Here is a 17,906-nt window from a genome sequence, read left to right as displayed (position 1 = left end):
TCCGCCCGGTCGGGCCGCGAGAATTTCTCGACCCGACGCATCAGAACGGGGTGCTCGCGCGTCTGAAGGGGCGTGACCACCAGCTTCGACGAGTTCGTGGCGGAGCGCCTCGACGGGCTCCTGCGCTACGCGACCGTCCTCACCGACGATCCGCACCTGGCGCAGGACATCGTGCAGGACGTGCTGCTGCGGGCGCAGGAGCGGTGGGCGAAGATCGACTCGCCGCCCACGTACGTGCGCCGGATGGTCACCAACGAGTACCTCTCCTGGCGGCGCCGCGCGGTCCGGCGGGTGGTGCCGTCGAGCCACGAGGTGCTCGACGCGATCGGCCCGCCGGCGGCCGACCCCGCCGTGGCCTACGACGAGCGGGACGAGATGCTGGCCCGGCTGGCGGCCCTGCCCCGCAAACAGCGGGCGGCGGTGGTGCTGCGGTACTACGAGAACTACTCCGACGAGGAGATCGGCGCCGTGCTCAGATGCGCTCCCTCGACCGTGCGCAGCCAGATCTCGCGGGCACTGGCGACGCTGCGGGCCGCCGCGTTTCCCCTTTCCCCCGCACTGACCACCGGAGCCGGAGAATGAGCCAGCCCGAGCGCGACACCGAGACGCTGCTGCGCGACAGCCTCGAACGGCTCGCCGAGCGTGCTCCCGACGGCCACGAGATCCGCAACCGGCTGGTCAGGGCGCGGCAGCGGCGGCGGAGGCCGCGGTTCGCCCTGGCGGCGGTGGCCGCAGCGGTGGTGGCGGCCACGGTCGGGGTGTCGTTGGTGGCCACGTGGCCGGCGCGAGTGCCGCCGGCCGCGGGCCGGCCGGTGCTGAGTTACGCGCCCGGGTGGTTGCCGGACGGGTTCACGGAGCAGTACCGGTCGGCCGGGCCGGGGACCACGCCGCAGGTGAGGCGGTGGTTCGCCGGACCCAGCCGGATCGAGTTGTCGGCGTTCTCCACTGAAGATCCGGAGTGGTCGGCGACGGCGTTGCGGATCGCCGCGTTGCCGGACCAGGTGCTGGTGCACGGGCGGGTGGCGATGGTCACCGGTTCCGCGACGTCGGCGGTGCTGACCTGGTCGGCCGACGAGTCGCACGTGTTGCGGGCCGAGGTTGACGCGGTGCCGTCGGCGAAGGCCGTCGCGCAGCGGATCGCCGAGGATGTCGTGCCGGGTCGGCCGACGCCGGTCGGGGGTGAGGGCTATTTCGGACAGCTGCCCGCCGGGCTGCACGCGACGGCGACGACCGTGAGCGGCACCACGCCGGCGGACGCCACGACAACGCTGGAGGCCGGGCCCGTGCGCGCGACGCTCGGCCCGGCGTCCCCCGGCCTCGGCGGTTCGGTGCCGGTCACCGTCCGCGGGGTCCCGGGTGCCGCCGCGGCGGACCTGGTCACGGTGCGGCTGGCCTCCGGCCGCTGGCTCACGGTGTCGGGCAAGGTGCCGCGCTCGCAACTGTTGGCCGTCGCCGCCGCCGTGGTACCGGACCCGCAGCCCGGGTACGGCTGGATCGGCGGCTGAACCCCGGTCCGCGCTCTCCGGACTACTGTGGACACATGTCCGCGGACCTGGAGCGCCTCGCCGGCGAGAAATACGTCGTCCTCACCACGTTCCGCCGCGACGGGCGCGCCGTGCCCACCGCCGTGTGGTTCGGCCTCGACGGCGACGAGGTGCTCGTGTACTCCGAGCGCGAGGCGGGCAAGGTCAAGCGCATCCGCAACAACGGCCGCGTCGAGATCCAGCCGAGCGACGTGCGCGGCCGCACCCACGGCCCCACGATGAGCGGCAGCGCCCGGCTGCTCGACGACGCCGGCACCGAGCGGGTGCGCCGGGCCATCCGCCGCCACTACCCGCTCGTGGGGCCGGTGTCGATGTTCTTCAGCAAGCTCCGCGGCGGCCCGCAGCGCACGATCGGGATCGCCGTGAAGCTCGACGGAAGCTGACGGCCCCGCTCACCCGGCGCCGAGCAGCTCCGCGGCCAGCTCGGCCGGGTCGTGCCCCGGCGCCACGCCCTCGACCAGCACCACGTCGCCCACCAGGTGGTCGGTGCGCAGCGGCAGGATCTCGCGGTAGCGCGGCGAGTCGTACCAGCGTCCAGCCTGCACCAGGTCCGGGAAGCCGATCACCACGATCGGCCCCGGCCACACACCCTCGACGACCTGCGCCTGCGCTCCGTGCACCAGGAACCGGCCCCCGAACGGGTCCAAAGTGGACTGGATACGCCGGAGGTATTCGCCCACTTCGGGGTGGATGACTCCGGGCTGGCGAAGGTGCGCGATGGCGTAAGCGGTCATGTCGGTCTCCTCGGCCGGATCGGTCTCCTGTCGAGAACCGATCCTGCCGAGCGGACGTAACCCCGTCGATTACCCGCGGGGTAAACCTCAGCGGACGGCGGCGAGCGCGTCGGGCAGCGTGAACGCCCCGGCGTACAGCGCCTTGCCGACGATGGCGCCTTCCAGACCGTCGGCGGCCAGCCCCGACAACGCCTTCAGGTCGTCCACACTGGACACGCCGCCCGACGCGATCACGGGCGCGTCGGTGCGGGCGGTGACTTCGCGCAGCAGGTCGAGGTTCGGGCCCTTGAGCGTGCCGTCCTTGCTCACGTCGGTGACCACGTAGCGGGCGGCGCCGTCGCGGTCGAGGCGCTCGAGGACCTCCCACAGGTCGCCGCCGTCGGAGGTCCAGCCGCGGCCCTTGACGCGGTGGCCTTCCTCCGTGATGCGCACGTCGAGGCCGATGGCGACGCGGTCGCCGTAGGTGGTGACCACCTTGGCGGTCCAGGAGGGGTCCTCCAGCGCGGCGGTGCCGAGGTTGACGCGGCGGGCGCCGGTGGCCAGGGCTGCTTCCAGGGAGGCGTCGTCGCGGATGCCGCCCGAGAGCTCGACCTGCACGTCGAGGCGGCCGATCACCTCGGACAGCAGCTCGCGGTTCGAGCCCTTGCCGAAGGCCGCGTCGAGGTCCACGAGGTGGATCCACTCGGCGCCGTCGCGCTGCCAGGCGAGGGCGGCGTCCAGGGGGCTGCCGTAGGAGGTCTCGGTGCCGGCCTCGCCCTGCACGAGGCGCACGGCCTGGCCATCGGCCACGTCAACTGCGGGAAACAGCGTGAAAGTCACCGCGACAGCCTAAAGGCGCCGGTCACCGCGCCGAGCTACAGGGTGTCCAGCCAGTTGCGCAGCAAGTGCGCACCCGCGTCGCCCGACTTCTCGGGGTGGAACTGCGTGGCCCAGAGCGGACCGTTCTCCACCGCCGCGACGAAGTCCTCGCCGTGGTGGGCCCAGGTCACCTTCGGCTGGCGGCCGGCCAGGCCGGAGTCCAGCTCCCAGTCACGGGCGGCGTAGGAGTGCACGAAGTAGAAGCGCTCGTCCGGGTCGATGCCGGCGAACAGCTGCGAGTCCTCCGGCGCGCGCACGGTGTTCCAGCCCATGTGCGGCAGCACGTCGGCGTGCAGACGCTCGACGGTGCCGGGCCACTCCCCCGTGCCGTCGGTCTCCTCGCCGTGCTCCACGCCGCGGCTGAAGAGGATCTGCATGCCCACGCAGATCCCCAGCACCGGGCGGCCGCCGGCGAGCCGCTTGCCGATGATCCGCTGCCCCTTCACGTCGAGCAGCCCGGACATGCAGGCGGAGAACGCTCCCACCCCGGGCACGACCAGCCCGTCGGCCTCCAGCGCGGCATGCGGGTCGGCGGTGACCTCCACATCGGCGCCGGCCCGCGCGACGGCGCGTTCGGCGGAGCGGAGGTTGCCGGAACCGTAGTCGAGGATCACCACACGAGACACGCCTCAAGCCTAGTCCCGGTCCGGGACCGCGCGTGACGCGCGGCGTAGACGTTCGTCACGCGCCCGCGAAAAATTCCCCGCAACCCCGTTTCACGGACGTCCGGACGGGGTATTCACCCGTTCGGCTGAGGCGCAGTCGGCGCCCCCGGAAAAAAGGGAAGAGGCAGACATGTCCGAGTCGGACCTCCTCTGCCAGATGTTCCAAGCGTGGCGGGAAGACATCGACAGCGTGCCGTTTCCGCAGCTCACGGACCTGGCGATCCCGCCGCAGGTCTCCCGCGAGGACGTCAACTCATGTCGCTCTCGTGACGCTCGCAACGAGAACGTGATGAATCCCATGAGGTGGTACGGGCGTCATCTGTGATTTCCTGCTGGCACCGCGCCGAAGCGAGCCAGTAGGAGCAGCCGATGAGCACCAGCCCGGACCCACACGACTTCCTCGATCTGGACGCGGGGCTGGCCGAGGAGGAACGGGCCATCCGGGACGCGGTCCGCGACTACGCCCGCGACCAGCTCCACGACCACATCGCGGACTGGTACGAGTCGGGTTCGCTGCCCGCGCGCGAGCTGGCCAAGGGCTTCGGCCAGCTCGGCCTCCTGGGCATGCACCTCGAGGGCTACGGCTGTGCCGGCACCAGCGCGGTGGCCTACGGCGTGGCGTGCCGCGAGCTGGAAGCCGTCGACTCGGGGCTGCGCAGCTTCGTGTCGGTGCAGGGCTCGCTCGCGATGTTCGCGCTCCACCGCTGGGGCAGCGAGGAGCACCGCCAGGAGTGGCTGCCGAAGATGGCCGCGGGCGAGGCGCTGGGTTGCTTCGGCCTCACCGAACCCGACGCCGGCAGCGACCCGGGCAGCATGCGCACCCGCGCGGTGCGCGACGGCTCCGACTGGGTGCTCACCGGCACGAAGATGTGGATCACCAACGGCACCGTCGCCGACGTGGCCGTGGTCTGGGCGCAGACCGACGAGGGCGTGCGTGGTTTCGTCGTCCCGACCTCGACGCCGGGCTTCACCGCCAACGAGGTGAAGCACAAGCTTTCGCTGCGCGCGTCACTCACGGCCGAGCTCGTGCTCGACGGCGTGCGGCTGCCGGAGTCGGCGGCCTTCCCGGAGGTGCGCGGGCTGCGCGGACCGCTGTCGTGCCTCAACGAAGCGCGCTACGGCATCCTGTACGGCGTCGTCGGCGCCGCCCGCACGTGCTACGAAACAGCGCTGGACTACACGCTCTCGCGCGAGCAGTTCGGCAAGCCGCTGGCGAGCTTCCAGCTCACGCAGCGCAAGCTGGCCGACCTGCTGGTGGAGGTGAACCGCTCGGGTCTCGTCGCGCTGCAGATCGGCCGGCTCAAGGACGCGGGGTCGCTGCACCACAGCCACGTGAGCTTCGGCAAGCTGGCCAACGTCCGCTCGGCGCTCGACGTCGCGCGCACGGCGCGGTCGATGCTCGGCGCCAACGGGATCTCGCTGGAGTACCCGGTGATGCGGCACATGGCGAACCTCGAGACGGTGCTGACCTACGAAGGCACCGAGGAGATGCACGCGCTGTCGCTGGGGCAGTCGGTGACGGGGATCGCGGCGTTCCGCTGAGTCACCGAGTGTCCTGAGTGGACCGGTCGCCGGCACCCCCAGGGGCCGGCGACCCGCCCCTCACGGACGCAGGAAATCCTTGATGGACAACGCGATCGAGCCCGCGTCGAGACCGTGCGCGAGGTCGTGGTCGGCCATCGTCCCGTAGATGCGGACCTCGGTGTCGCGCAAGGTGCCCAGCGAGAGCAGGCGGTGCGGCACGTCTTTCAGCGCTTCGCTCACGTGGTGGGCCGAAGTGCCCTTGAGGTAGGGCTCGACGAGCACGACGTCGGCGACGTCCCCCACCGCCGCTCGCAGGCCGGCCGCGTCGAACGGGCGGATCGTCGAGGCGTACAGCACGGTCACGTCGAGGCCCCCGGTTGCGGCGAGCACGCGGTCGAGCATCGGGCCCACCGCGAGCACCACACCCTTGCCGCCGCTGCGCAGCCGCTGGAAGCCGACGCCCAGGTGCGCTTCGGCGTTCTCTTGAGCGGACAGCCGCAGGTACACGCGGCTGTCGCCGGGCACGGAGTCGAGCAGCAGGCGGCGGGCCTCGTCGGCGTGGCCGGGCACGTGGACGTACCAGCACGGCAGGGAGTCGATCAGCGCGACGTCGCCGGGTGACTGGTGGGTGCGCCCGGCGGTGGGCATGTCGTAGGACGCGCCGTAGGACACGAGCACGGCGCCGACGTCCTGGTGGACCAGGTCGAGCTTGACCTGCTCGAACGCGCGCTCGACGAGGAACGGCGAGAACGTGTGGATGATCGGGCGCAGGCCCGCGAGCGCGAGCCCCGCACCCGAGCTCATCAGCAGCTGCTCGCGGATGCCGACGTTGATCACGCGGTCCGGGTGGCGCCGCGCCGCGCCGGCGAGCTGGGCGGCGGAGATGTCGGCCAGGACTACGGCGACGTCCGGGTCGTTGTCCACGATCTCTTCGGTGGTGGCGAGGGACGTCTCGCGCATGTTCGGCATGGTCAGCCCTTCGGTTCGACGACGGCGACCACGGCGAGCGGGCGCCCCGGGTGTTCGGCGGTGAAGGCGCCGTAAAGCGCTTCGTGGTCGCGGCCGGAGACCGTGTGCGTGGCCCAGCCCTCGACTTCGAACCGGCGCGCGATGCCGCCGGGCCAGCCGTGGGTGGCCGACTGGTTGTCCACGACCACGGTGGTCAGGTTCGCCAGGCCGAGCCGCGCGGCGACGACGATCGCCTCCTGGTTCGAGCCCTCGTCGAGCTCCGCGTCGCCGACGAGCGTGACAACACGGCTCCCGAGACCCCGCGCCCGCAGGCCGAGCGCGGTGCCGAGGGCGAGCGGCAGGCCGTGGCCCAGCGAACCACTGGAGATCTCGACGCCGGGCGCGCGCTTGCGGTCGGGGTGGTAGCCCAGCCGCGAGCGCGCCGACGCCCAGCCGGCGAGCTCCGCTTCGTCGAGGAAACCCTTGGCGGCGAGCACGGCGTAGTAGGCCATGGGGCCGTGCCCCTTGGACAGCAGGAAACGGTCGCGGTCCGGGTCGTGGATGTTCGCGGGCGTGATGTCGAGAACGCGGTCGTAGAGCACCCAGAGAACATCCACTGTGGACTCGGCCGCGGCCTGGTGCTTGTCGTCGCCGGTCATCAGCGAGATCAGCCGGGGAAGATCCGTTGCTGTGGTGGTCATGCTCCCACGATGCAACCTCGACCAATGTCGAGGTCAAGCGCTAACCTGGACCAATGACGAGGTTGGCGGAGCACTTGAGCATCGGACAGGTCGCCGAACGCAGCGGCGTACCGCACACGGCCCTGCGGTTCTACGAGGACAAAGGCCTCATCTCCTCCGAACGCTCGGCGGGCAACCAGCGCCGCTACCCGCGTTCGGTGCTGCGGCGCATCGCCTTCATCCGCGCGGCGCAACGCGTGGGCCTTTCCCTGGAGGACATCAGCGGCGCGCTCGCCACGCTGCCCGCCGACCACGCCCCGACGAAAGCCGACTGGGCCAGGCTGTCCCGCGACTGGCAACAGGAGCTCGACGCCCGCATCGACGCCCTGCAGCGGCTGCGCGACCGCCTCACCGGCTGCGTCGGCTGCGGGTGCCTGTCGCTGCGCAGCTGCAGCCTGTACAACGCCGACGACGAACTGGCCCGCTTCGGGCCCGGCGCGAGCAAACTGCGCCCGGTTTCCGAGGGCGGCATCTGAATTTCCGTTGCCCGGGGTGTCCGGGTGTGGGTCACTGGACGCTGTCATGGATGAAAAACACATGGTCCGCGTCTCGAAGCGGCTTTCCCGCCACCTGCGTCACGAACCGGGGTCGATCGGGCTCGTGCTGGACGAGGCGGGCTGGGTCGGCGTCGCGCAGCTGCTGGCCGCGTTGAGCGCCCACGGCCTGCGGGTCTCGCGCGCGGAGTTGACGGAAGTGGTGCGGCGCAGCGACAAGCAGCGCTTCGCCTTCGACGACAGCGGCGAGCGGATCCGCGCCAACCAGGGGCACAGCGTGGCGGTCTCGCTCGGTCTGATGCCCCTCGCGCCGCCCGCCGTGCTGTACCACGGCACCGCGACGCGGTTCCTGGGTGCGATCCACCGCGAGGGCTTGCGCCCGATGCGCCGGCACGCGGTGCACTTGTCGGCGGCGGTCGAAACCGCCCTGGCCGTGGGCGGACGCCACGGCCGCGCCGTGGTCCTGCGCGTGGCGGCCGGCGAGATGGCAGCGGCGGGCTTCGAGTTCCAGCGCAGCGAGAACGGCGTGTGGCTGACCGCCACGGTGCCGCCGGAGTACCTGGCGGAGACCTGACCGCCCGGCGGGCCTGGCCGCACCAGCCGGCTCGGACGGCGAGTCCGCCGACCCGGCAACGGGACACGGTCGGCCGAGCGTTCACGAATCAAGCCCTCCCCGGCAGTCGTGCCCCGCGCGGCCGAGGGCGCTGGATGCGGGCAGCAGAACAGTTGCTCGGCTGAGTACTCGAGACCGGGAACCAGCCACGCCCGCCGATCTCGGGGCGGCGTCGCGGTCGGTCGAGCACTGGCGAGTCAGGCACCGCCCCGCCGATCATCGGCCGCGAAGCGGCCCACGACCGAAGTGCCCGCCCGGAATCACATCCCGGTGGCGGTGAAGCGGATCGCTGCCGCCGTGCTGGGTGTGGCACGCAGACGACCGACTACCTCACCGTGATCTAGTCGTGGTGCCGGCGCGGGCGGTTCAGCAAGCGCCGGCCCACGTCGATCAGTTCGCGGCGCAGGCTTTCGTCGTCGAGTTCGGCGATGTCAGGGGAACCGCCGGCCATGGCGAGGCCCGTGAGGGCGACGAGGGCGGCCACGCGGGACGAGGTGTCGGGTTCCGGGCCGGCCAGGATGCCGATGAGGGCGTTCTTGAAGCCCTCCATGCCGCGGGTCGAGTTCTCGATCGCGCGGCCGATGCCGGGGTCGCTCGAGAACAGGGCGACGAGCACGCGGTGACGCACGACCAGGTCCACGAACCCGTCGAGCAGGTAGTCGACCTGCGCGCCGCGGCGGCGTTGCTTCGCGGCCTCCGACACGATGTGGTCGAGTTCGCCGATCGCGGGCGCCGCGACGGCCTCGGTGATCTCCGCCTTGGTCTTGAAGTGGTAGTACACCGCCGCCTTGGTGACGCCGAGCGCGTCGGCGATCATCTGCAGCGACGTGCCCTCCACGCCGTGCTCGGCGAACAGCCGCAGCGCCGTGCCGAGCAGCCGCGTCCGAGTGTCTTCTGCCGGGGCGGCGGTAGTCATCGTTCCTCCTCGTCAAGCCCGGGAAGCCTACGTGACCGCTAGTCGGTCGGCAAACCGAGATACTTGCCGATCAACAAGCAATTTCCTAGCCGTGCGGCTAGTCACACACTTGCCGATCGGCTTGGCACTCCCCTTGCCGATCGGCTAGCTTCGGGGTCACTGGTTCGTGTGACGAAGGCCCTATCGGGCGAAACGGAGAAACACTCGTGGCGACATTTCTGTACCGGCTCGGCCGGTTGTCGTTCCGGCGCCGCGGCGTCGTCACGGCCGTGTGGGCGGCCGTGCTCGTGGCGTTGGGCATCGGCGCGCTCACGCTGTCCGGCCAGCTCTCGGACTCGGTCACGATCCCGGGCACGGAGTCCCAGCAGGCGATCGACCAGCTGCAGGCGAAGTTTCCGCAGGCAGCGGCCGGTGGTGCGACCGCGCGGGTCGTGATCGCGGCCCCGCCGGGGCACACCGTGACCGACCCCGCCGGTCACGCTGCAGTGGAGGCGACGGTGGCGAAGCTCAAGGCGGCGCCGAAGGTGACGACCGTCGCGGACCCGTTCCAGGCGAAATCGATCTCCCCCGACCGCCGGGTGGCGCTCGCCCAGGTGAGTTACCAGGTGAAGGGCTTCGAGCTCACGGACAGCGACCGTCAGGCGTTGCTCGACAGTGCCAACGGCGCCAAGCAGAGCGGTTTCGAGGTCGAGTTCGGCGGCGACGCGGTGCAGGCGATGCCCGAGACCGGCGCCACCGAGGGCCTCGGCGTGGCCGTGGCGGCCGTCGTGCTGATCATCACGTTCGGGTCACTGCTCGCTGCCGGCATCCCGTTGCTCACCGCGCTGATCGGCGTCGGCATCGGCATGGCGGGCATCTACCTCGCCTCCGGCGCGCTGGAGCTGAACTCGAACACCCCGGTGCTCGCGCTGATGATCGGGCTCGCCGTGGGCATCGACTACGCGCTGTTCATCGTCTCCCGCTACCGGCACGAGCTCGGCATCGGGCGAGAACCCGAGGAAGCCGCGGGCCGCGCGGCGGGCACGGCCGGATCGGCCGTGGTGTTCGCCGGCCTCACCGTGATCATCGCGCTGGCCGGGCTCACCGTCGTCGGCATCCCGTTCCTCGGCCAGATGGGCATCGCCGCGGCCGCGACCGTCGCGATCGCCGTGCTCATCGCGCTCACGCTGCTGCCCGCCATCCTCGGCTTCGCCGGCGCCCGCGTGCTGGGCGGCCGCCTGCGCCTGCGCCGCGACCCCAGCAAGGCTTCGCACGGCGAACGCTGGGCGCGCTTCGTCGCCCGGCACCGCTGGCCCGTGCTGCTCACGGCGCTCGCCGGCCTGATCGTGGTCGCGATCCCGGCGCTGAGCATGCAGCTCGGCCTGCCCAACGACAGCACCGCGGCCCCCGAATCCACGCAACGCAAGGCCTACGACCTCGTGAGCGAGAGCTTCGGCGCCGGCGCCAACGGGCCGCTGCTCGTGGTCGTGGACACCGGCGTGAACAAGGACCCCGAGGCGCTGAAGCAGGCCGTCGCCGGCATCAGCACGCTGCCCGACGTCGCCGGCGTGACGCCCCCGCGCCTCAACATCCACGGTGACACGGCCCTGCTCACCGTGATCCCGAAGAGCGGGCCGAGCAGCAAGCAGACCGAGGACCTCGTCGCGGCCATCCGCGCGCAGTCCGAGCCGCTGCACGAGACGACGGGCGCGAGCCTCGCCGTGACCGGGCAGACGGCCGCGAACATCGACGTGTCCGAGAAGCTCTCCGACGCGATGCTCCCCTACCTCGCGCTGATCGTCGGGCTCGCGTTCCTCCTGCTGATGCTGGTGTTCCGCTCGATCGTGGTGCCGCTCAAGGCCACGCTCGGCTTCCTGGGCTCGGTGGTCGCGACGTTCGGCGCCGTGGTCGCGGTGTTCCAGTGGGGCTGGCTCACCGACCTGCTCGGGGTGGAGTCGACCGGGCCGATCATGAGCATGCTGCCGATCCTGCTCGTCGGTGTCCTCTTCGGACTCGCGATGGACTACCAGGTGTTCCTGGTGACGCGGATGCGCGAGGAACACGTGCACGGCGCCGAACCGGCCGAAGCCATGGTCACCGGGTTCCGCCACGGGTCCCGGGTGGTCACGGCCGCGGCCCTGATCATGATCAGCGTGTTCGCGGGCTTCGTGCTGGCGGAGTCGACGTTGATCCAGTCGATCGGGTTCGCGCTCGCGTTCGGCGTGCTCGTCGACGCGTTCGTGATCCGCATGACGATCGTGCCGGCCGTGATGTCGCTGCTCGGGCGCCACGCCTGGTGGCTGCCGAAGCGCCTGCACCGCGTGCTGCCCAACGTCGATGTGGAAGGCGAAGGCCTCACCAAGGCCCTGGACAACTCGATCGACGACGAACGCGAGCCCGCCCGCGTGTGAGGGACGCCGTCGCCTGGTGGGTCAGCCGACCAGCCAGGCGACGGCACCGCCGATCGCCAGCAGCGCCGCGACACCCAGGGCCACGGCGATGAACTTCGCCGTTTTCCACGTGGAGTAGACGCCACCGGCCAGGAAGCCGGCCAGCGCCAGCAGCAGGATGGCGACAACTTCTTTGCTCACGAGGCCCAGCGTCCCACACCGTCTCGACCAGGCCAGGAGTGGGCAGCGAGGCCGCGGCACACGCCGCCCTCGAGCACGTGACCCACGTCTCCTCCGATCCGCGGGCCCCCGGACGTCGCGCTCGGCGGCTCGACGTGGCAAGCTTCCCGGGTGAGCGGAGCCGCCGATGCCGAGATCGTCCTGACACCACTGGACGAGCAGGCCCTGATCCGGCTGCTCGACGTCGCGGTCGAGGGCGCCGACCCGCTCGACGTGCTGCCGCCGATGGACGGCCCACCGGGCTGGACCACCGAGCGGCGCGAGGCGTTCTTGACCTTCCACCGGCGCAACTCACTCGACCCGGAGACGGCGACCACCACGGCCTGGACCATCCAGGTCGGCGGCACCATCGTCGGCGGCGCGCGGCTGCACCCCGTCCACCGCGGCAAGTCGGTCGAGATCGAGGCCCAGGTCTGGGTCGCCCGCCGGTACCGCGGCCGCGGGATCGGCAAGTGGGTCACCGAGACCCTGATCGACGCGGCCCGCGAGGGCGGCGGCGGCCGGTACGTCGCCTCGACCACCACGGACAACAAGGCGGCACAACGCCTGATGAAATCCGTCGGCGCGAACATCGACCTGCGTGATGACGGGGTCGACTCGCACCTCGAGATCTAGCCGGGCGTCGTGCCGGCCTCGCGGTCCTAGAGAACGCCCTTCGTGGACGGGATCCCGCCCGCACGCGGGTCGGGCTCGGTCGCGGCGCGCAGGGCCCGCGCGACGGCCTTGTACTCCGCCTCCGCGATGTGGTGCGGGTCGCGACCGTGGATCACGCGCACGTGCAGCGCGATCTGCGCGTGGAACGACAGCGAGTCGAACACGTGGCGCGTGAGCACGAACGGGTAGTTGTTGCCGATCGTGAACGTGTTGAACTGCTCGGGCTCCCCCACGTGCACACAGTACGGGCGGCCCGACACGTCGATCGCGGCGTGGGCCAGGGTTTCGTCCATGGGGATCCACGCGTCGCCGAAGCGGCGGATGCCGCTCTTGTCGCCCAGCGCCTGCCGCAGGGCCTGGCCGAGCACGATCGCGGTGTCCTCGACGGTGTGGTGCGCGTCGATGTGGACGTCGCCGGTGGCCTCGACCTTGAGGTCCAGCGAGCCGTGCACGCCGAACGCCGTGAGCATGTGGTCGTAGAACGGCACGCCGGTGGCGATCTCGACCTGGCCGGAGCCGTCGAGGTCCAGCTGGACCAGGATCGACGACTCCTTGGTCGTGCGCTCCACCTTGCCGATGCGGGTCATCGCGGCACTTCCTTACTCGCTTCGAGGAACGCGTCGTTCTCTTCCGGGGTGCCAATGGTCACGCGCAGGTGGCCGTCGATGCCGACGTCGCGGATCAGCACCCCGTGGTCCAGATAGGACTGCCAGCTCGCCTTGGCATCGGCGAACTGTCCGAAGAGGACGAAGTTCGCGTCGCTCGGCACCGGCGTGAACCCGAGCCCCAGCAAGGCTTCCACCACACGGTCGCGTTCGGCCGCGAGCTTCGCGACGGTGGCGAGCGTGGCGTCGGCGTGGCGCAGCGCGGCGCGCGCGGCGGCCTGCGTGAGCCGCGACAGGTGGTACGGCAGCCGCACGAGCTGCAGCGCGTCGACGATCGCCGGCGCGGCGGCCAGGTACCCCAGCCGTCCTCCGGCGAAGGCGAACGCCTTGCTCATGGTGCGCGACACGATCAGCTTCGCCGGGTACTCGGTGATCAGCGCGACCGCACTGGCCTGCGAGGAGAACTCGGCGTAGGCCTCGTCCACCACCACGATGCCCGGCGCCGCCGCCAGCACCCCGCGCAACTGCTCCAGCGGGATCGACCCGCCGGTGGGGTTGTTGGGGCTGGTCACGAACACGATGTCCGGCTTGCGCTGGGCCACCAGCTCGGCGGCGGCCGCGGTGTCGAGCGTGAAGTCGGGCCGACGCGGCACCGGCACCCACTCCGTGCGGGTGCCGGAGGAGATGATCGGGTGCATCGAGTACGACGGCTCGAAGCCCAGCGCGCTGCGGCCCGGGCCGCCGAAGGCCTGCAGGATCTGCTGCAGGATCTCGTTGGACCCGTTGGCGGCCCACACGTTCGCCTCGGACAGCACGACCCGCGTCGACACCGTGAGGTAGTCGGCCAGCTCGGTGCGCAGCGCGACGGCGTCGCGGTCGGGGTAGCGGTGCAGCTCGGCGGCCTCGGCGCGCACGGCCTGGGCCACGTCGGCCACCAGTTCGGGCGGCGGCGGGTACGGGTTCTCGTTGGTGTTGAGCCGCACGGGCACGTCGAGCTGCGGTGCGCCGTAGGGGCTCTTGCCGCGCAGGTCCTCGCGCAGCGGCAGGTGCTCGAGCGTCACTTCGGCGCCCGGCACGGCCTCGTCGGTCATCGGTTCTCCCCCGCGAATCGGGCGGTCACGGCCTCGCCGTGGGCAGGCAGGTCCTCGGCGTCGGCCAGCGCGACGACGCGGCCGGCGACCTCGCGCAGCGCGTCCTCGCTGTAGTCCACCACGTGGATGCCCTTGAGGAAGCTCTGCACCGACAGGCCCGAGGAGTGCCGGGCGAAGCCGCCGGTGGGCAGCACGTGGTTGGAGCCGGCGCAGTAGTCGCCGAGGGACACCGGCGCGTACGCCCCGACGAACACCGCGCCGGCGTTGCGCACCCGCCCGGCGACCTCGCGGGCGTTGGCGGTCTGGATCTCGAGGTGCTCGGCCGCGTAGGCGTCGACCACGCGCAGCCCTTCGTCCACAGTGGACACCAGGATGATGCCGGACTGCTTGCCGCCCAGGGCCTGCGTGACGCGATCGCTGTGCTTGGTGGCGGCGACGCGCTCGGTGAGCCGCTGGTCCACGGCGTCGGCCAGCTCCTGCGACGTGGTGACCAGCACGCTGGCCGCGAGCGGGTCGTGCTCGGCCTGGCTGATGAGGTCGGCGGCCACGTGGACCGGGTCGGCCGTGTCGTCGGCGAGGATCGCGATCTCGGTGGGCCCGGCCTCGGAGTCGATGCCGATCACGCCGCGGACCAGGCGCTTGGCGGCGGTGAGGAAGATGTTGCCCGGGCCGGTGACGATGTCGACGGGGGCGAGCTCGGCGCCGTCGGTGTCCGTGCCGCCGTACGCGAGCAGCGCCACGGCCTGCGCGCCACCGACGGCCCACACCTCGTCGACGCCCAGCAGCGCGGCGGCCGCGAGGATCGTCGGGTGCGGCCGGCCGCCGAAGGCCGCCTGCGGGGGCGAGCAAACCACCAGCGAACGCACGCCGGCGAGCTGCGCCGGGACGACGTTCATCACCACGGTGGACGGGTACACGGCCAGCCCGCCGGGCGCGTACAGCCCGACGCGGTCCACCGGCACCCAGCGCTCGGTGACCGTGCCGCCGGGCACCACCTGCGTGGTGACGTCGTGGCGGCGCTGGTCGGCGTGCACCTTGCGCGCACGGCTGATCGACTCCTCCAGCGCGGCGCGCACCTGCGGGTCGAGGCCTTCGAGGGCCTTGGCCAGCTCGGTGACGGGCACGCGGACGGATTCCGGACGCACCTTGTCGAACTGCTCGGTGTACTCGAGGACGGCGTCCACACCGCGGTCGCGGACCGCCTCCACCACCGGCCGCACGTGGTGCAGGGCCGCGTCCACGTCGTATTCGGCCCGCGGCAGGGCGGCACGCAGTTCGGCGGCGGTCGGGACCTGCCCACGCAGGTCGGTGCGGTTCAGCATGGTGACCAGGGTACGAGGTGGCTCTCGGTGGCCGGGCGGGGATACTCGGTGGCGACTTGCCGTCCCACGATGAGGGAGAACGCCGTGCCGCGAATCGCGTTGTGCCAGGTCAATTCGGGGGACGATCCGGGGGAGAATCTGAAACTTCTTCGTTCCGGGGTGGCGTCCGCGGTGCGTGACGGGGCGCGGATCGTGGTTTTCCCCGAGGCGATGATGGCCAGGTTCGGGCGGCCGTTGCTGCCGGTCGCGGAGCCACTGGATGGGCCGTGGGCTTCTGCGGTGTCGGCGGTTGCGGCGGAGTTCGGGGTGTTGGTCGTGGCGGGGATGTTCACACCTGCCGGGGACGGGCGGGTGCGGAATACGCTCTTGATCACCGGGCTCGGGCAGCGGCTGTCCTACGACAAGATCCACTTGTATGACGCGTTCGGGTTTGCGGAGTCGGACACTGTGGCGGCTGGGGATGTGCCGGTGACGTTCGAGGTTGAGGGGACTGTGTTCGGGGTTGCCACCTGTTACGACGTTCGGTTTCCGGAGTTGTTTCGGCGGCTTGCGGATGATGGGGCGGATGTTGTGCTGGTGCCCACTTCCTGGGGAGCTGGGGAAGGGAAGGTGGATCAGTGGCGGGTGTTGGTGAGGGCTCGGGCGTTGGATTCCGGGTGTTGGGTTGTGGGGTGTGGGCAGGCTGATCCGGCTGCTTCGGGGATTGAGGTGAACCCGAAGGCGCCGACTGGGGTTGGGCATTCGGTGGTGGCGGACGGGTTCGGGAGGGTGTTGGTGGAGTTGGGGGAGGCGCCGGAGGTGGTTGTGGTGGATGTTGATGGTGCGGTGGCTGGCAAGGCTCGGGGGGTTACTGGGGTGTTGGGTAATCGGAGGTTGTGAGGGGGTGTTCGGTGTGTCGCTGTCCGCGCCGTCCTTCGCAGGGCGGCTTGTGTTTTTTGGGGGGTTGTCCTCGCAGGGCGGGTTGCGGTGGGCGTGCACCCCGAAGCTGGAGTGTGCTGACGGCCGCTGAGCCGTTGTCAAGGCGGGAAAGCGTGCCTTGACAACGGCTCGGCGGCCGCAGTGCGGCTTCGGATCGGGGTGCGGGGAGGGGCCTGGGTGATACGGCCCTGCCGTGGTCAGGGGCCGTTGCGGTGGTTCGTGGGCTGTCCGTCACGTTCGCGAGGTGGTGGGGCGTTGCGGTGGCGGGGTGTCGCGGTCGCGAGCTGGCGGGGCTGCTGCCTGGCGGGGTTAGCGGAGTAGGCCTTCGCGGATGGCGACTCGGACGAAGCCGGCGCGGCGGCGTTCGCCGGTTTTGTCGCGGATGCGGTCCAGGTAAGAGCGGACGGTGCGGACGCTGATGTTGAGGATTTCGGCGACGTCGACGTCGCGTTCGCCGGCGGCGACCAGGCGCAGGACTTGCCTTTCGCGTTCCGAGAGGACGATCTTGGGGCCGGCGTGGCGGTCTTCGCTGTCCTGGATGATCATGCCGGCCAAGGTGGGGGAGACGTAGGCGTTGTCCTGGGCAATGGTGCGGATGGCGCGGAGCAGCTCGTCGCCGTCGACGTCCTTGGACAAGAAGCCCTTGGCGCCCGCCTGCATGGCGCCGAGGACTTCGGGTTGTTCGGCGTGGGCGGAGACCACCAATACCTTGTGGCCCATGTGGCCGACTTCCAGCACCGCGGCGGCGTCTTGGACTCCTCGTAGCTTCAGGTCGAGGACTACGACGCTGCCCGGGGGTTGGTCCTGCACGGCGAAGCGGGCGACGGAGTCGGCGACGGTGCCCAGCTCGATGTCAGGAGCCTCGGTGAGGACGCGGGCGACGGCGTCGCGGTAGAGCGGGTGGTCTTCGATGACGCCGACGTGGATGCGGTCGGCGACGTCGGCCACGGCGGCCGGTTCTCCCCCGGAGTCGGTCATGAGCTACAGCGTCCTTCCGGGGCCGCCCACCAAGCCGCGGCGGATGGCTTCCTTGACCAGGCCCGGGCGGCGTCGTTCGCCGGTTTTGTCGCGGATGCGGTCGAGGTAGCCGCGCACGGTGCGGACGCCGATGTCGAGGATGGCGGCGATGTCGATGTCGCGTTCGCCGGCCGCGACGAGCCGTAGTACCTGTTCCTCGCGGGGCGAGAGTTCCATCTCGGGGCGGGGCACGGGGCGTTCGGTGTTGTCCTTGATGATCATGCCGGCGACCACGGCCGACACGTACGAACCGCCCTCGGCGACCACGCGGATGGCGGTCAGCAGCTCGTCGATGTCGACGTCCTTGGACAGGAATCCCTTGGCGCCCGCGGAGATCGCGGCGAGGACCTGTTCGGACTCGGCCTGGGCGGAGACCACGAGCACGTGGTGGCCGAGCTCGCAGACCTCCAGCACGGCGGCCGCGCCGGCGACGCCCGGCAGGCCCAGATCGAGCAGGACCACCGAGCCCGGCGGCTGGCGTTCCACGTGGAAGCGGGCGACGGAGTCGACCACCGCCCCCAGCTCGACGTCCGGCGACTCGGCGAGCACGCGCTCCACCGACCGCCGGTACAGCGGGTGGTCCTCGATCACCGCCACCCGGATGCGTGTGGCCTCCGCCGCGACAGGTCGTTCCTCAGTCATGTGCACCGACTC

At 71.2% G+C, this 17,906-nt stretch carries 22 protein-coding genes; 10 read left to right on the top strand and 12 right to left on the bottom strand.

Annotated features, from left to right (window positions below; genetic code table 11):
- The first annotated feature begins 72 nt into the window (after window positions 1-72).
- From ACWEOE_RS12125 to ACWEOE_RS12115, 3 genes are read left to right on the top strand one after another with little or no spacing between them, the layout of a single operon-like run.
- A complete protein-coding gene (locus ACWEOE_RS12125) occupies window positions 73-582 on the top strand; it encodes a sigma-70 family RNA polymerase sigma factor (RefSeq protein ID WP_452007430.1) in 510 nt (169 codons plus the stop codon).
- The gene (locus tag ACWEOE_RS12120; protein ID WP_452007428.1) at window positions 579-1,505 is read left to right on the top strand and encodes a hypothetical protein; all 927 of its coding nucleotides are present in this window, start codon (window positions 579-581) and stop codon (window positions 1,503-1,505) included. Before ACWEOE_RS12125 ends, ACWEOE_RS12120 begins: the two co-directional genes overlap by 4 nt.
- Before the next feature lie 35 nt (window positions 1,506-1,540).
- Entirely contained in the window at window positions 1,541-1,927 is a 387-nt protein-coding gene (locus ACWEOE_RS12115) for a PPOX class F420-dependent oxidoreductase (protein WP_452007427.1), read from the top strand.
- A gap of 9 nt (window positions 1,928-1,936) precedes the next feature.
- Here the strand turns inward: ACWEOE_RS12115 and ACWEOE_RS12110 are convergent, their stop codons facing one another.
- The 3 genes from ACWEOE_RS12110 to hisH form a co-directional block, all read right to left on the bottom strand.
- Entirely contained in the window at window positions 1,937-2,278 is a 342-nt protein-coding gene (locus ACWEOE_RS12110) for a DUF1330 domain-containing protein (RefSeq protein ID WP_452007425.1), read from the bottom strand.
- 87 nt (window positions 2,279-2,365) lie between these two features.
- Entirely contained in the window at window positions 2,366-3,097 is a 732-nt protein-coding gene (priA, locus tag ACWEOE_RS12105; protein ID WP_452007423.1) for a bifunctional 1-(5-phosphoribosyl)-5-((5-phosphoribosylamino)methylideneamino)imidazole-4-carboxamide isomerase/phosphoribosylanthranilate isomerase PriA, read from the bottom strand.
- A gap of 35 nt (window positions 3,098-3,132) precedes the next feature.
- Window positions 3,133-3,753 (bottom strand): imidazole glycerol phosphate synthase subunit HisH, encoded by a 621-nt coding sequence (hisH, locus tag ACWEOE_RS12100; RefSeq protein WP_452007686.1) that lies wholly within the window; start codon window positions 3,751-3,753, stop codon window positions 3,133-3,135.
- A 178-nt stretch (window positions 3,754-3,931) separates the two neighbouring features.
- Here hisH and ACWEOE_RS12095 point away from each other — a divergent pair, with 178 nt between their 5' ends.
- Both ACWEOE_RS12095 and ACWEOE_RS12090 read left to right on the top strand, forming a co-directional pair.
- Window positions 3,932-4,126, top strand: coding sequence for a hypothetical protein (locus ACWEOE_RS12095; protein ID WP_452007421.1), 195 nt, complete (start codon window positions 3,932-3,934; stop codon window positions 4,124-4,126).
- Window positions 4,127-4,170: 44 nt separating this feature from the next.
- On the top strand, window positions 4,171-5,343 hold the full coding sequence (locus ACWEOE_RS12090) for an acyl-CoA dehydrogenase family protein (RefSeq protein ID WP_452007419.1): 1,173 nt from the start codon (window positions 4,171-4,173) through the stop codon (window positions 5,341-5,343).
- A gap of 60 nt (window positions 5,344-5,403) precedes the next feature.
- Here ACWEOE_RS12090 and ACWEOE_RS12085 read toward each other — a convergent pair whose 3' ends face one another.
- Together ACWEOE_RS12085 and ACWEOE_RS12080 are read right to left on the bottom strand one after the other, a co-directional pair.
- On the bottom strand, window positions 5,404-6,294 hold the full coding sequence (locus ACWEOE_RS12085; RefSeq protein WP_452007417.1) for a transketolase family protein: 891 nt from the start codon (window positions 6,292-6,294) through the stop codon (window positions 5,404-5,406).
- Window positions 6,295-6,296: 2 nt separating this feature from the next.
- Complete coding sequence (locus ACWEOE_RS12080; RefSeq protein WP_452007415.1) at window positions 6,297-6,974, bottom strand: thiamine pyrophosphate-dependent enzyme; 678 nt, start codon at window positions 6,972-6,974, stop codon at window positions 6,297-6,299.
- Between the two features lie 53 nt (window positions 6,975-7,027).
- Between ACWEOE_RS12080 and soxR the strand changes: the two genes are divergently transcribed.
- Both soxR and ACWEOE_RS12070 read left to right on the top strand, forming a co-directional pair.
- Entirely contained in the window at window positions 7,028-7,489 is a 462-nt protein-coding gene (gene soxR, locus ACWEOE_RS12075; RefSeq protein WP_452007413.1) for a redox-sensitive transcriptional activator SoxR, read from the top strand.
- Between the two features lie 46 nt (window positions 7,490-7,535).
- Window positions 7,536-8,081 (top strand): RNA 2'-phosphotransferase, encoded by a 546-nt coding sequence (locus ACWEOE_RS12070; RefSeq protein WP_452007411.1) that lies wholly within the window; start codon window positions 7,536-7,538, stop codon window positions 8,079-8,081.
- A gap of 379 nt (window positions 8,082-8,460) precedes the next feature.
- On the opposite strand, the gene ACWEOE_RS12065 is transcribed toward ACWEOE_RS12070, so the two are convergent.
- Window positions 8,461-9,036, bottom strand: coding sequence for a TetR/AcrR family transcriptional regulator (locus ACWEOE_RS12065; protein WP_452007409.1), 576 nt, complete (start codon window positions 9,034-9,036; stop codon window positions 8,461-8,463).
- 206 nt (window positions 9,037-9,242) lie between these two features.
- Here ACWEOE_RS12065 and ACWEOE_RS12060 point away from each other — a divergent pair, with 206 nt between their 5' ends.
- A complete protein-coding gene (locus ACWEOE_RS12060) occupies window positions 9,243-11,426 on the top strand; it encodes an MMPL family transporter (RefSeq protein ID WP_452007407.1) in 2,184 nt (727 codons plus the stop codon).
- A gap of 21 nt (window positions 11,427-11,447) precedes the next feature.
- On the opposite strand, the gene ACWEOE_RS12055 is transcribed toward ACWEOE_RS12060, so the two are convergent.
- Complete coding sequence (locus tag ACWEOE_RS12055) at window positions 11,448-11,606, bottom strand: hypothetical protein (RefSeq protein WP_285969281.1); 159 nt, start codon at window positions 11,604-11,606, stop codon at window positions 11,448-11,450.
- 150 nt (window positions 11,607-11,756) lie between these two features.
- Here ACWEOE_RS12055 and ACWEOE_RS12050 point away from each other — a divergent pair, with 150 nt between their 5' ends.
- The gene (locus ACWEOE_RS12050) at window positions 11,757-12,260 is read left to right on the top strand and encodes a GNAT family N-acetyltransferase (RefSeq protein ID WP_452007405.1); all 504 of its coding nucleotides are present in this window, start codon (window positions 11,757-11,759) and stop codon (window positions 12,258-12,260) included.
- A 26-nt stretch (window positions 12,261-12,286) separates the two neighbouring features.
- On the opposite strand, the gene hisB is transcribed toward ACWEOE_RS12050, so the two are convergent.
- Genes hisB through hisD form a run of 3 tightly spaced genes read right to left on the bottom strand, consistent with a single transcriptional unit; the run spans window position 12,287 to window position 15,317 of the window.
- On the bottom strand, window positions 12,287-12,886 hold the full coding sequence (gene hisB, locus ACWEOE_RS12045) for an imidazoleglycerol-phosphate dehydratase HisB (protein WP_452007403.1): 600 nt from the start codon (window positions 12,884-12,886) through the stop codon (window positions 12,287-12,289).
- Window positions 12,883-13,995 carry a histidinol-phosphate transaminase gene (locus tag ACWEOE_RS12040; RefSeq protein WP_452007401.1) on the bottom strand — a complete coding sequence of 371 codons (1,113 nt, stop codon included), beginning with the start codon at window positions 13,993-13,995 and terminating at the stop codon, window positions 12,883-12,885. Before ACWEOE_RS12040 ends, hisB begins: the two co-directional genes overlap by 4 nt.
- Entirely contained in the window at window positions 13,992-15,317 is a 1,326-nt protein-coding gene (gene hisD / locus ACWEOE_RS12035) for a histidinol dehydrogenase (protein ID WP_452007400.1), read from the bottom strand. The genes ACWEOE_RS12040 and hisD overlap by 4 nt, the downstream gene beginning before the upstream one ends.
- An 84-nt stretch (window positions 15,318-15,401) precedes the next feature.
- Between hisD and ACWEOE_RS12030 the strand changes: the two genes are divergently transcribed.
- A complete protein-coding gene (locus tag ACWEOE_RS12030) occupies window positions 15,402-16,196 on the top strand; it encodes a carbon-nitrogen hydrolase family protein (protein ID WP_452007684.1) in 795 nt (264 codons plus the stop codon).
- Between the two features lie 348 nt (window positions 16,197-16,544).
- Here ACWEOE_RS12030 and ACWEOE_RS12025 read toward each other — a convergent pair whose 3' ends face one another.
- Both ACWEOE_RS12025 and ACWEOE_RS12020 read right to left on the bottom strand, forming a co-directional pair.
- Window positions 16,545-17,213, bottom strand: coding sequence for a response regulator (locus tag ACWEOE_RS12025; RefSeq protein ID WP_452007398.1), 669 nt, complete (start codon window positions 17,211-17,213; stop codon window positions 16,545-16,547).
- A gap of 3 nt (window positions 17,214-17,216) precedes the next feature.
- The gene (locus ACWEOE_RS12020) at window positions 17,217-17,894 is read right to left on the bottom strand and encodes a response regulator (protein WP_452007396.1); all 678 of its coding nucleotides are present in this window, start codon (window positions 17,892-17,894) and stop codon (window positions 17,217-17,219) included.
- Window positions 17,895-17,906: the final 12 nt, after the last annotated feature.

The sequence above is a fragment of the Amycolatopsis sp. NPDC004368 genome (genome assembly GCF_053602515.1).
Note: the sequence above shows the minus strand (reverse complement) of the source record. Positions and strands in the feature narration are given on the sequence as shown.

Excerpts from the sequence above, each read along its gene's own strand:
- ACWEOE_RS12120 (WP_452007428.1), top strand. The coding sequence starts at position 579 with ATGAGCCAGCCCGAGCGCGACACCGAGACGCTGCTGCGCGACAGCCTC.
- ACWEOE_RS12115 (WP_452007427.1), top strand. The coding sequence starts at position 1,541 with ATGTCCGCGGACCTGGAGCGCCTCGCCGGCGAGAAATACGTCGTCCTC.
- ACWEOE_RS12110 (WP_452007425.1), bottom strand. The coding sequence starts at position 2,278 with ATGACCGCTTACGCCATCGCGCACCTTCGCCAGCCCGGAGTCATCCAC.
- ACWEOE_RS12095 (WP_452007421.1), top strand. The coding sequence starts at position 3,932 with ATGTCCGAGTCGGACCTCCTCTGCCAGATGTTCCAAGCGTGGCGGGAA.
- ACWEOE_RS12090 (WP_452007419.1), top strand. The coding sequence starts at position 4,171 with ATGAGCACCAGCCCGGACCCACACGACTTCCTCGATCTGGACGCGGGG.
- ACWEOE_RS12085 (WP_452007417.1), bottom strand. The coding sequence starts at position 6,294 with ATGCCGAACATGCGCGAGACGTCCCTCGCCACCACCGAAGAGATCGTG.
- ACWEOE_RS12080 (WP_452007415.1), bottom strand. The coding sequence starts at position 6,974 with ATGACCACCACAGCAACGGATCTTCCCCGGCTGATCTCGCTGATGACC.
- soxR (WP_452007413.1), top strand. The coding sequence starts at position 7,028 with ATGACGAGGTTGGCGGAGCACTTGAGCATCGGACAGGTCGCCGAACGC.
- ACWEOE_RS12070 (WP_452007411.1), top strand. The coding sequence starts at position 7,536 with ATGGATGAAAAACACATGGTCCGCGTCTCGAAGCGGCTTTCCCGCCAC.
- ACWEOE_RS12065 (WP_452007409.1), bottom strand. The coding sequence starts at position 9,036 with ATGACTACCGCCGCCCCGGCAGAAGACACTCGGACGCGGCTGCTCGGC.
- hisB (WP_452007403.1), bottom strand. The coding sequence starts at position 12,886 with ATGACCCGCATCGGCAAGGTGGAGCGCACGACCAAGGAGTCGTCGATC.
- ACWEOE_RS12040 (WP_452007401.1), bottom strand. The coding sequence starts at position 13,995 with ATGACCGACGAGGCCGTGCCGGGCGCCGAAGTGACGCTCGAGCACCTG.
- hisD (WP_452007400.1), bottom strand. The coding sequence starts at position 15,317 with ATGCTGAACCGCACCGACCTGCGTGGGCAGGTCCCGACCGCCGCCGAA.
- ACWEOE_RS12025 (WP_452007398.1), bottom strand. The coding sequence starts at position 17,213 with ATGACCGACTCCGGGGGAGAACCGGCCGCCGTGGCCGACGTCGCCGAC.
- ACWEOE_RS12020 (WP_452007396.1), bottom strand. The coding sequence starts at position 17,894 with ATGACTGAGGAACGACCTGTCGCGGCGGAGGCCACACGCATCCGGGTG.